The sequence below is a fragment of the Actinomadura sp. WAC 06369 genome, from assembly GCF_003947565.1.
Lineage (GTDB): Bacteria > Actinomycetota > Actinomycetes > Streptosporangiales > Streptosporangiaceae > Spirillospora > Spirillospora rifamycini.
Map to the genome: position 1 here is coordinate 22,419 of NZ_QHJN01000023.1, position 11,453 is coordinate 33,871.

Consider the following 11,453-nt stretch of genomic DNA (forward strand, 5'->3'; position numbering starts at 1 on the left):
GAGGGGGCGCCTAGCAAGCATTAGGTTGTCGACATGCGGGTTCTCGTCACAGGCGCCTCCGGGTTCGTCGGGTCGCACACCGTCCGGGCGCTCCTCGCGCGCGGCCACGCGCCGCGCGCGCTGGTGCGCGATCCGGGGAAGGCGGCACGGGTCCTCGGGGCGCTCGGCGTCGCCGACGGCGACGTCGAGTTCGTCCGGGGCGACATGCTGGACGCCGGGGCCGTCGCCGAGGCCCTCGAGGGCTGCGACGCCGCGATCCACGCGGCCGCCGCGATCGGCGTCACCGGCCACGGCCGCGACGTCGTCGACGCCAACGTCGCCGGGACGCGCAACGTCGTCGGCGGGGCCGTCGCCGCCGGGCTCGCCCCGGTGATCCACGTGTCCACGATCGGCGTGTTCGTCCCCCCGGCGGGCCCGCTGATCACCGCGGACGCGCCCCTCGCCGGCCCCCGCACCGGCTACGGGCGCTCGAAGGTCGCCGCCGAACGCTACGCGCGCGGCCTCCAGGACGACGGCGCGCCCGTCACGATCGTCTACCCGGGCGGCGTGTTCGGCCCCGACCAGCCCGTCCTCGACGCCCTGCCGGAGGGGCTCGTGGGGGCCCTGTCGAAGGTCTGGCCGCTGCCGGGCGGCGGCGTCTCCGTGCTGGACGTCCGCGACCTCGCCGAGGCCCTCGCCCGCGCCGTCGAGTCCCGGCAGGGCGCGAGCCGCTGGGTGCTGGGCGGCCGCTACCTCACGTGGCCGCGGCTCGCGGCGCTGTGCGGCGCGCTCACCGGCGTCCGGCCGCGCACCTTCCGCGTGCCGTCCCCGGTGATGCTCGGCCTCGGGTCCGCGCTCGACGCGGCCAAGCGCGTCCGGTCCTTCGACTACCCGCTGACGCGGGACGCGGCCGAGTTCATGGTGACGCTCGTCCCGACCGACGACCGCCCCATCCTCGACGCGCTCGGCATCACGCTGCGCCCCGTGGAGGAGACGGTCGCCGACGGGCTGCGCTGGCTCGCCGCGTCCGGGCACCTGGACGCGCGCCGCGCGGGACGGCTCGCGCCCCCGGCGGCGCACGTCCCCGCCGCCGAGCGCACCGCCGTCCAGCGGGTGCTGGGCCCCGTCTTCCACCGGGTCTCCGGGTCCGCCTGGTTCGCGAAGGCCGGGCCCCGGATCGTCCCGCCCGTCGACCGCACCCTCAACCGGCTGACCGGCGGCCGCCTCATGCTCGGGCAGCTCCTCGTGCCCAGCCTGATCCTCACCACCACGGGCGCGGTGAGCGGCCTGCCCCGCACGACCCCGCTGGCGTGCCTGCCCGAGCGGGACGGGTCGTGGCTCGTCGTCGGCTCCAACTTCGGCCGCGAGAAGCACCCCGCCTGGACCGGCAACCTCCTCAGGACGCCGGAGGCCGAGGTCCTGTTCCGCGGCCGCGCCGTCCCCGTCAAGGCGCACCTCCTCGACGACGACGAGCGCGCCGAAGCCTGGCCCCGGCTCGTCCGGGTATGGCCGGTCTACGACCGCTACGTGGAGCGCACCACCCGGCGGCTCCGCGTCTTCCGCCTCACCCCCCGCTGACCCGTCACGAACCGCGCAGGGACCGGGACAGCCGGCGGCCGAGGAGCAGGTACGCGAGGACGACCCCGGCGACGTTCAGGATCACGTCGTCGATGTCGAAGGCGCGGCCGACCACGAACGCGCCCTGCACCAGCTCGACCGCGAACGAGAACAGCGCCGTCAGCACGGCGAGCCGGACCGGGCCGCGCAGCCGCTTGGCGACCAGCGGCACCAGCACCCCGATGGGGGCGAGCAGGGCGAGGTTGCCGCCGAGCTGGAGCACCGCCTCCTTGGTCGGGCGGTCCAGGTAGAAGCGCAGGGAGTCGCCGGGCCGGAAGTTCGCCCCGGCCTGCCCCTCGTCGCGCACGGGCGTCAGCGTGAGCCGGAACGCGACGTAGCAGAAGCCGCCGAGCAACACGAGCGCCGTGACGGCGACGGCGGCGCGCAGCGCGAGGAGGTGCCGGGGGACGCGTTCACCGGGCGGAGCGGGCTGCCACATTTCGACCAACACGGCGCCCCTCCTCCCCCGCCCGCGCCCCCGCATGCCCGCCGGCGCGATTCGGACGTCCGATATGCCCCTCCCGGGCCGGACCGCGGGCAGGCGGACGCCCGCGGCCCGGCCGGGCCGCGGGCGTCCCGTCCCGTCAGGCGGCGACGGCCGTCGTGGCGGGCTCCAGCGCCAGGTCGAGGACCTCCCGGACGTCGCTGACGGTGAACACCGTCAAGCCGTCCAGCACCTCCTGCGGCACCTCCTCCAGGTCGGGCTCGTTGCGCTTCGGGACGATCGCGGTGGTGATGCCGAGGCGGCTCGCCGCCAGCAGCTTCTGCTTCAGCCCGCCGATCGGCAGCACCCGCCCGGTCAGCGACACCTCGCCGGTCATCGCGACGTCCGGCCGCACCGCACGCCCCGACAGCAGCGACGCCAGCGCCGTCGTCATCGTGATGCCCGCGCTCGGCCCGTCCTTCGGGATCGCGCCCGCCGGCACGTGGACGTGCACGCCGCGGTCCTTCAGGTCGCCGACCGGCAGCTCCAGCTCCGCGCCCCGCGACCGCAGGTAGCTCAGCGCGATCCGCGCCGACTCCTTCATCACGTCGCCGAGCTGCCCGGTCAGCGTCACCCCGGTGTCGCCGGTCTCCCGGTCGGCCAGCGACGCCTCGATGTACAGGACGTCCCCGCCCGCGCCGGTCACCGCGAGGCCGGTCGCGACGCCCGGCACCCCGGTGCGCCGCTCGCCCCGGCTCAGCTCCACCTCCGGCGTGAACCGCGGCCGGCCCAGGTAGTCCTTGAGGTCGTCGGGGCCGACCGAGACCGGCAGCGACGCCTTCTCCAGCGCGACGTTCGCGGCGATCTTCCGCAGCACCCGCGCGATCGACCGGTCCAGCGACCGGACGCCCGCCTCGCGGGTGTACTCGGACGCGAGCAGCCGCAGCGCCGCGTCGTCCAGCGCCACCTCCGACGGCTCCAGCCCCGCCTTGCCGAGCTGGCGCGGCAGCAGGTGGTCGCGGGCGATCGTCACCTTCTCGTGCTCGGTGTAGCCGTCGAGCTGCACCAGCTCCATCCGGTCCAGCAGCGGCCCCGGGATCGCCTCCACCACGTTCGCCGTCGCCAGGAACAGGACGTCGCTCAGATCGAGCTCGACCTCCAGGTAGTGGTCGCGGAACGTGTGGTTCTGCTCCGGGTCCAGCACCTCCAGCAGCGCCGCCGTCGGGTCGCCCCGGTAGTCGGCGCCGACCTTGTCGACCTCGTCCAGCAGGACGACCGGGTTCATCGACCCCGCCTCCCGGATCGCCCGCACGATCCGGCCGGGCAGCGCCCCCACGTACGTCCGCCGGTGGCCGCGGATCTCGGCCTCGTCCCGGACGCCGCCCAGCGCGACCCGGACGAACGTGCGGCCCATCGCCCGCGCGACCGACTCGCCCAGCGACGTCTTGCCGACCCCGGGAGGCCCGGCCAGCGCGAGCACCGCGCCGCTGCGCCGCCCGCCGACCACGCCGAGCCCCCGCTCCTCGCGGCGCTTGCGCACCGCCAGGTACTCGATGATGCGCTCCTTCACGTCGTCGAGGCCCGCGTGGTCGGCGTCCAGGATCTCCCGGGCGCCCGCGATGTCGTAGGCGTCCTCGGTCCGCTCGTTCCACGGGATGTCGAGGACGGTGTCGAGCCAGGTGCGGATCCAGCCGCCCTCCGGCGACGCGTCCGACGACCGCTCGAGCTTGTCGACCTCCTTCAGCGCGGCCTCCCGCACCTTCTCCGGCAGGTCCGCCGCCTCGATCCGGGCGCGGTAGTCGTCCTCCTCGTCGGCGGGGTCGCCGTTCAGCTCGGCCAGCTCCTTGCGGATGGCCTCCTGCTGCTGCCGCAGCAGGAACTCGCGCTGCGTCTTCTCCATGCCCTCCTGCACGTCCTTGCGGATCGTCTCCGCGACGTCCAGCTCGGCGAGGTGGTCGCGCGCCCAGCCGATCACGAGGGTGAGCCGCTCGACGACGTCCGTCGTCTCCAGCACCTCCACCTTCTGCTCGTCCGACAGGTAGGGCGCGTACCCCGCGTTGTCCGCGAGCGTCGACGGGTCGTCGATCTGCTGCACCACGTCGACGACCTGCCACGCGCCGCGCTTCTGCAGGATCGCGCTGACGAGGCCCTTGTACTCCTTCGCCAGCTCCTGCGCCCGTCCGGACGGCGCCTGCTTCTCGATCAGGGTCCCCTCGACCCACAGCGCCGCGCCCGGCCCGGTCGTCCCCGTGCCGATCCGCACCCGGGCGACGCCGCGCACGACGGCCCCCGGCTCCCCGCCGGGCAGCCGCCCCTCCTGCTCGACCACGCCCAGGGTCCCGACCGCCGCGTACTGCCCGTCCAGCCGCGGCACCAGCAGCACCCGCGGCTTGCCGGGCGTCCGTATCCCCGGCCCCTTCGTCTGCGCCACCGCCCGCGCCGCCTCGATGGCCGCCCGCACCTCCGCGTCGCCGGACAGGTCGAGGGGCACCACCATGCCCGGCAGAACGGCCCCGTCGTCCAGGGGCAGCACCGGCAGCGTCAGGGTCTCGCTCATGCTCACTCCAAGTCCGTGTCCCACCGGCCCCTCGGGAGGACCGGCGACCCAACTCCAGAAGGTTGAGTCATCCACACTCAAGAAAACGGAGCAGCATTTTGTTTCCTCCCCCCGTTCGCTCTCAGCGATCAACGCCGGAGCCCCCCGTTCACGACACTGGGGGCATGCCCTTCGAGCACGCCCCGTGCCGTCTCGTGCAGCCAACGGCGGCGCTGCGGGAGTCATTCCTCGCGGGCGAACTGGCCGACTGCCGCGCCGAGGGGACGTCCGCCGCATGGCTCGCGCCCGCCTTCGCCGACTTCCGCGCGTTCGTCGCGGGACGGCGCGGCGTCCACGTCCGCTGGGGCGTCCCGACCACGACGTTCTGGTACGTCGCGGGCGGGCACTACCTCGGCACGCTGATCCTCCGCCACCGGCTGACGGCGGCCCTCGCCGACGCGGGCGGGCACGTCGGCTACCACGTCGTGGCGCCGTGGCGCCGGCGCGGCCACGCGACCCGGATGCTCGCCGCCGGTCTGGACGAGTGCGCCCGGCGCGGCCTCGCGCGCGTGCTGGTGACCTGCGCGCCGGGCAACGAGGCGTCCCGCCGGGTCGTCCTCGCCAACGGCGGCGTCCCGGCCGGGCGGAAGCGCGGCGAGGACCGGTTCTGGATCGCCCTCGACGACGGCCCCGCGAGCCGGAAATCGCGTTGCGGGTGAGGTGGGAGCGTGGCAGGTTGCCGATGACGGCGGCCGGTGCACGTAGCGGGCCGGACGCGCCGGTCGAGCGTGCGCCGCTAGCTGAGGGGGAACCGTGACGAACTGCCCCGAATGCGGCGGCCCCGGTCCCTGCGACGACCTGTTCCAGGAGCTGCTGGCGCTCGACCACTCGCGGCGCGAGCCGTGGGGGCCGCTGCACGGCGTGTCCGTCGCGTGCTTCGTGTACCAGCATCCGAGCCGGCTGGTGTCCGCGCCGCCGTTCGGCTGGACGATCCTGGACGCCTTCCTGCGGGACGGACGGGCGGGCGCCGAACGGGTCGTGTCCGGATTCCGGCGCGCGAACTCGCACCGCCGCCGCGAGGGCCCGGCCACGGACGCGCGGGCGCCCTCCGGGACGCCGCCCGCGCGGTTCGCCGTCACCATCGCCGAGGTCGCGGTCGACGGCACGTTCCCCGCGGACGGTTTCCCCGACCGCGTCCGGGAATGGGCGGCCGCGACCGTCGAGGCGTGGACGGCGCGTCCGGAATGACGCGGGGAAAACCGTTTCTCAAGGGGAGAGCCCGCGCGAATAATGGGCTCGGTGACCCTCACTAACTGGCCTTTGTACGGGCTCGTCCTGCGGACGCCCCGGCTGGAGTTGCGCCTGCCCGACCTGCGGGAACTCGACTCCGCGGGCGACCTGGCCGCCGAGGGGGTCCACGATCCGGCGGCGATGCCCTTCGCGACGCCCTGGACGGACGCGCCCCCGGCGGAGCGCGGGCGGGCGCACATGCAGTTCCACTGGCGGCAGCTCGCGGAATGGACGCCCGAGAACTGGACGCTGCAGCTCGCCGTGTTCCTCGACGGCCGGACGGTCGGCGTCCAGAGCGTCGGCGCCCGCGACTTCGCCGTGGTGCGGGAGGTCGGGACCGGCTCGTGGCTCGGGCGCCGCTTCCAGGGGCGGGGCGTCGGCACGGAGATGCGCGCGGCGGTGCTCGCGCTCGCGTTCGAAGGGCTGGGCGCCGAGACGGCGGTGAGCGCGGCGTTCGCCGACAACGCGGCGTCCGTCGCGGTGTCGCGGAAGCTCGGGTACGAGCCGAACGGGACCGAGCGGGTGCGGGTGCGGGACGAGCGGCGCATCGACCGGCGGTTCGTCCTCGATCGGGCCGGGTGGGAGCGGCACCGCACGGTGGACGTCGAGATCCGCGGGCTCGCGTCCTGCCTGCCCTTCTTCGGCGTCTGAGTTTATTGTCGGCGGCATGGCGGACGTCGAGGTGTTCCAGGGGCAGCGGCCCCGGCTGATGGGGCTCGCGTACCGGATGCTGGGGTCGGCGGCCGAGGCCGAGGACGTCGTGCAGGACGCCTACCTGCGGTGGAGCCGGGCCGACCGGGTCGAGGTGCCGGCGGCGTGGCTGACGACGGTGGTGACGAACCTGTGCCTCAACCGGCTGTCGCTGGCGCGGGTGCGGCGGGAGAGCTACGCGGGCCCGTGGCTGCCGGAGCCGGTGCTGACCGCGGACGGGGCGCTGGGGCCGCTGGAGACGGTGGAGCAGCGGGAGTCGGTGTCGCTGGGCGTGCTGGTGCTGCTGGAGCGGCTGTCCCCGGCGGAGCGCGCGGTGTTCATCCTGCGGGAGGCGTTCGGGCATCCGCACCGGGAGATCGCGGAGATCCTCGGCATCGGGGAGGACCATTCCCGCCAGCTCCACCGGCGGGCGCGCGCGCACGTCGGGGAGGACGGCCGGAGGCGGGACGTCGACGCCGGGCGGCACCGGCGGATCGTCGAGACGTTCTTCGGGGCGACGCTGGACGGGGACGTCGCGGCGCTCGAGCGGCTGCTGGCCGAGGACGTCGTCGCGGTGGCGGACGGCGGCGGCGAGGCGTCGGCCGCGCGGCGCCCGATCGCGGGGCGCGCGACCGTCCTGCGGTACCTGCGCGGGCTGGGGCGGCGCCCGGAGGCGGCGCGGGTGACGAGCCGGGTCGCGGAGGTCAACGGGGAGCCGACCGTCCTGTTCTGGGTCGGGGACGCGCTGTCCGGCGTGCTGTCGGTGCAGGTCGAGGACGGGCGGGTCGCCCGCGTGCGGATCGTCCTGGCGCCGCGCAAGCTGGCGTTCGTCGCCGCGCAGCTCGTGTGAGCGGCGTCACGCGCGCGGGCCGTCACGGATCGGGGCCCTGACCGGTTCAGCTTCCGGAACTCGAGCGAGGAGGAAGCATGACTCACCGCATCGTGGTGCTCGGCGCCGGGTACGCGGGGCTGGGCGCGGCCAAGCGCGCGGCCCGGACCGCCGGACCGGACGCCCGGGTGACCCTCGTCAACGCGTCCGACCGCTTCGTCGAGCGGGTCCGGCTCCACCAGTTCGCGGCCGGGCAGGACCCCGCGGACCTGCCGCTCGCGGGCCTGCTCGACGGGACGGGCGTCGAGCTCGTCGTCGCCCGCGCGACGGGCCTCGACGCGGGCGCCCGGACCGTCCGCCTGGACGGCGCCGCGGACCTCGGCTACGACACGCTCGTCTACGCGCTCGGCAGCACCGCCGACCTGGACGCCGTGCCGGGGGCGCGCGAGCACGCGCTGGGGATCGCGCGGAAGGCGGACGCGGGGCTCCTGCGGGAGCGCCTGCCGGAGCTGGGGTCGGTGGCGGTGGTCGGCGGCGGCCTGACCGGGATCGAGACGGCGGCCGAGCTCGCCGAGGCGCGGCCGGGGCTGCGCGTCGAGCTCGTCACCGCCGGGCCGCTCGGCGAGGGCCTCGGCCCCCGCGCGCGCCGCCACGTGCACCGGGCGCTGGCGCGGATGGGCGTCGCGGTGCACGAGGACGAGCGGGTCGCGACCGTCGCCGCGGACGGCCTGCTGCTGGCGGACGGCCGCGACCTGCCGGCGGACGCGGTCGTGTGGACGGCGGGCTTCCGCGTCCCGCCGCTGGCCGCCGACGCGGGACTGGAGGTGGACGAGCGCGGGCGCGTCCGCGTGGACGGGGCGCTCCGGGCGCGGAGCCACCCGGAGGTGGTCGCCGTCGGGGACGTCGCCGTGCTGCCGGTGCGGGGCCGCGCGGCGCGGATGTCCTGCCAGATCGGCCTGCCGATGGGCCTGCACGGCGGGGCGGCCGCGGGGGCGCTCGCCCGGGGCCGCGAGCCGCGGCCGGCGAAGCTGCGCTACATGTCGCAGTGCGTCAGCCTGGGGCGCCGCGACGGCGTCGTCCAGTTCACCCGGGCGGACGACACGCCCATCGAGCGGGCCGTCCTGACGGGGCGCTCGGCGGCGCGGGTGAAAGAGGCCGTCGTGCGCGGCACGGTGTTCGCGATGCGCCGCCCTAACGTGGCGGCGGCGGGATACTGACGAGCAGCGCGGTGACGTTGTCCGCGCCGCCCGCGTCCAGCGCGCGCCCGACCAGGGCGCGCGCGTCGTCCAGGGGGCTCCCGCCCGGCATGGCGGCGCGCAGCGGGGCGGGGTCGGGCAGGTACCGCCACAGCCCGTCGGTGCAGAGCAGGAGGCGGCCCGCGCCCGCGGGGCGCAGGCTGCGGCAGCGGGGCTCCGGCTCGCCCGCGTCGGCGCCGAGCCAGGCGGCGATCGCGTCGTGCTCCCCGACGTCGTCCTCGGTGAGCGCGGTGCCGGGCCCCTCGTCGGGGAGCCAGTAGGCGCGGCTGTCGCCGATCCAGCTCGCCCACAGGCCGTCCGGTCCGGCGACGCCCGCGACGTACGTGCACGCCGGGGCGGACCGGGCGGACGCCGCGAGCGCGGCGACGGCGCGGCCCGCGCGGGCGGCGGCCTCGTCCAGCGCGGTCTCGGGCAGGACGCCGGCGGGGAGCCGGGCGGCGAGGACGGCCGCGGCCGTGTCGGCGGCGACCCGGGCCGCCCGGTCGGCGCGGGGCGCCATGGAGACGCCGTCGCAGACGACGCCGATCGTCCACGGCCCGGCCGCGACCAGGGCCATCGCGTCGGCGTTGACGTCCCGGCGGCCGCGGTCGGCGACCCCGGCGGCGCCGGGGACGGCCGTCTCCAGGTGGGCGCGGTAGGCGGGCTGCGCGGCCCCGCAGTCCCAGCAGCGGCCGTCGGGCGCGACGGTACCGCCGCACTCGGCACAGGGCATGACGGGAAAATAGCTTGCCTGACGGGCGAACCGCATGAGAACGTGCGTCCGCTCCCACGAGAGGACGATCGATGCGCCACCCGGTTCTCCGCACGACCGCGACCGACGCCTCGGCGGCGGAGCGCGCCGCGCCCTGACCGGGCGCGCGGCACGCGCTCCCGGCGCCGAGGCGAGCCCCTGACGGCCTGTCTCTCGCGGAGCCCGGCGGCTCCGCCGTGTCGAATCGTGGAGTCCCGTGTCCTCGCACGCCCCTTCCGCGGCGCCCGCGCGCCGCGGCGAGCCGGCCCCGCTCGGCCGCCGGCTCGTCCTCCTTCTCGCGCTGACCTGCGGTGTCGCGGTCGGCAACCTCTACTTCCCGCAGGCGGTCGGCCCGCTCGTCGCGGACGGTCTCGGCGTCTCCCCCGGCACGGCGGCGCTGGTGGCGACGGCCGCGCAGTTCGGCTACGCGGCCGGAAACTTCCTGCTGGTGCCGCTCGGCGACCGGATCCCGCACCGGACGCTGATCGTCGTGCTGCTCGTGCTGACCGGGATCGGGCTGCTCGCGGCGGCCGGGTCCCCGGCGCTGCCGCCGCTGCTCGGCGCGAGCGCGTTCGTCGGGATCACGACGGTGGTCGCGCAGGTGATCGCGCCGATGGCAGCCGGGCTGGTCGCCGACGAGCGGCGCGGCGCCGTGCTGGGGACGCTGCTGAGCGGGTCGATCGGCGGGATGCTGCTGGCCCGCGCCTTCGGCGGCGTCATCGGCGACCGGCTGGGCTGGCGCGGCCCGTACGTGGTGTCGGCGGCGGCCGCGCTGGTGCTGGCGGCCGTGCTGGCGGCCGCGCTGCCGGCGGCGCGGCCGCCCGCCCGGGTGCCGTACCGGACGCTGCTCGCGGCGGCGCCGCGGCTGCTGCGGCGCGAGCCGGCGCTGCGGCGTTCGTGCCTGTACCAGGCGGCCGTCTTCGGCGGGTTCCAGGCGGTGTGGACGGGCGCCGCGCTGTACCTGACGGGTCCCGAGTACCGGCTGGGGGCGTCCGCCGTCGGCGTCCTGGCCCTGGTCGGCGGGGTGACGATGGCGTGCACGCCGGCCGCCGGACGCCTCGTCGACCGGCGGGGCGCGGACGCGGTGAGCCTCGCCGCGATAGCGGGGACGATCGCGGCCGCGGGCGTCCTCGCGCTGGGCGTCCTCGGCGGCACGGCGGGGCTCGTGGCGCTGGGGGCGGGCACGCTGCTGCTCGACGTGGCGATGCAGGCGGGGATGGTCGCGAACCAGGCGCGGATCTTCGCGCTCCGGCCGGACGCGCGCAGCCGGATCAACACCGCGTACATGACGTGCGCGTTCCTCGGCGGCAGCGCCGGCTCGTGGCTGGGCGCCCGCGCCCACGCGGCGTTCGGCTGGCCGGGCGTCTGCGGGCTGGTGGCCGCGCTGGCGGCGGCCGCGCTGGCCCGCCACCTCCACCACCTGTGGAGTTCTCATTATCGATAATGATAAAGTGCGTCCGTGAGCACATCGAAGGAGCGGTGGGAGGAGCTGGCGCTCCATCCGGTACGGCTGCGGATCCTCCGCTCGGTCGCCGGCGGGCGCCGCACGACGCGGGAGATCGCCGCGCTGCTGCCGGACGTCCCGCAGGCGACCCTGTACCGGCACCTGGCCGCGCTCGCCAAGGGCGGCCTGCTGGAGGCGACCGAGGGGCGGCGGATCGGGCAGGAGCGCGTCTACACGATGCCGCCCGGCGGCGCGGTGCTCGGACCCGAGGAGCTGGCCGCGGCGACCGCCGAGGACCACGGGCGGTACTTCACCGCGTTCGTCTCCAGCCTCCTCGCCGACTTCTCCCGCTACCTGGCGCGCGACGAGATCGACCTCGTCGCCGACGGCGTCGGCTACCAGCAGGCCGTCCTGCACCTGGACGACGCGGAGTTCGCCGAGTTCGCGCGCGGCTTCGCCGAACTCGTCGGCCCGCTCACCGCGAACGAGCCGGGCGGGGGACGGACACCGCGCCTGCTCGCGACCGTCCTCATGCCCGTCGCCCCGCCCGACGACCCTGCCGAGGAAGCCCCCGAGGAAGCCCCCGAGGAAGCGCCCGCCGGCGACCCCGGCGAGGCCCCCGACGACACCTGACGGCCCGGACCCGGGCCGCGACGAG

The 11,453-nt window shown here is 76.4% G+C and carries 11 protein-coding genes; 8 read left to right on the forward strand and 3 right to left on the reverse strand.

The annotated features are described in order from the left end of the window. Positions 1-33 precede the first annotated feature (33 nt). Positions 34-1,557: a nitroreductase family deazaflavin-dependent oxidoreductase gene (locus tag DMH08_RS08980; protein WP_125612943.1), complete on the forward strand. Its 1,524-nt coding sequence runs from the start codon at positions 34-36 to the stop codon at positions 1,555-1,557. A 4-nt stretch (positions 1,558-1,561) separates the two neighbouring features. Here DMH08_RS08980 and DMH08_RS08985 read toward each other — a convergent pair whose 3' ends face one another. Both DMH08_RS08985 and lon read right to left on the reverse strand, forming a co-directional pair. Continuing rightward, positions 1,562-2,047, reverse strand: a complete 486-nt coding sequence (locus DMH08_RS08985; protein ID WP_233617491.1) for a VanZ family protein — start codon at positions 2,045-2,047, stop codon at positions 1,562-1,564. Between the two features lie 133 nt (positions 2,048-2,180). Then, positions 2,181-4,577, reverse strand: coding sequence for an endopeptidase La (gene lon / locus DMH08_RS08990; protein ID WP_026400445.1), 2,397 nt, complete (start codon positions 4,575-4,577; stop codon positions 2,181-2,183). Between the two features lie 164 nt (positions 4,578-4,741). Here lon and DMH08_RS08995 point away from each other — a divergent pair, with 164 nt between their 5' ends. From DMH08_RS08995 to DMH08_RS09015, 5 genes are all read left to right on the forward strand, one after another. Beyond that, the gene (locus DMH08_RS08995) at positions 4,742-5,275 is read left to right on the forward strand and encodes a GNAT family N-acetyltransferase (protein WP_125612947.1); all 534 of its coding nucleotides are present in this window, start codon (positions 4,742-4,744) and stop codon (positions 5,273-5,275) included. 94 nt (positions 5,276-5,369) lie between these two features. After that, positions 5,370-5,804, forward strand: coding sequence for a DUF5946 family protein (locus tag DMH08_RS09000; RefSeq protein ID WP_125612949.1), 435 nt, complete (start codon positions 5,370-5,372; stop codon positions 5,802-5,804). A gap of 51 nt (positions 5,805-5,855) precedes the next feature. Continuing rightward, positions 5,856-6,497 carry a GNAT family N-acetyltransferase gene (locus tag DMH08_RS09005; RefSeq protein WP_125612951.1) on the forward strand — a complete coding sequence of 214 codons (642 nt, stop codon included), beginning with the start codon at positions 5,856-5,858 and terminating at the stop codon, positions 6,495-6,497. A 16-nt stretch (positions 6,498-6,513) separates the two neighbouring features. Beyond that, entirely contained in the window at positions 6,514-7,386 is an 873-nt protein-coding gene (gene sigJ / locus DMH08_RS09010; RefSeq protein WP_125612953.1) for an RNA polymerase sigma factor SigJ, read from the forward strand. 77 nt (positions 7,387-7,463) lie between these two features. Then, positions 7,464-8,582: an NAD(P)/FAD-dependent oxidoreductase gene (locus DMH08_RS09015; protein WP_199747698.1), complete on the forward strand. Its 1,119-nt coding sequence runs from the start codon at positions 7,464-7,466 to the stop codon at positions 8,580-8,582. On the opposite strand, the gene DMH08_RS09020 is transcribed toward DMH08_RS09015, so the two are convergent. Further along, positions 8,557-9,333: a PP2C family protein-serine/threonine phosphatase gene (locus DMH08_RS09020; RefSeq protein ID WP_125612955.1), complete on the reverse strand. Its 777-nt coding sequence runs from the start codon at positions 9,331-9,333 to the stop codon at positions 8,557-8,559. The two genes, DMH08_RS09015 and DMH08_RS09020, sit on opposite strands and share 26 nt — an antisense overlap. 235 nt (positions 9,334-9,568) lie before the next feature. Between DMH08_RS09020 and DMH08_RS09025 the strand changes: the two genes are divergently transcribed. Both DMH08_RS09025 and DMH08_RS09030 read left to right on the forward strand, forming a co-directional pair. After that, positions 9,569-10,795 carry an MFS transporter gene (locus DMH08_RS09025; protein ID WP_125612957.1) on the forward strand — a complete coding sequence of 409 codons (1,227 nt, stop codon included), beginning with the start codon at positions 9,569-9,571 and terminating at the stop codon, positions 10,793-10,795. A gap of 15 nt (positions 10,796-10,810) precedes the next feature. Then, positions 10,811-11,428 (forward strand): helix-turn-helix domain-containing protein, encoded by a 618-nt coding sequence (locus tag DMH08_RS09030; RefSeq protein ID WP_125612959.1) that lies wholly within the window; start codon positions 10,811-10,813, stop codon positions 11,426-11,428. Positions 11,429-11,453: the final 25 nt, after the last annotated feature.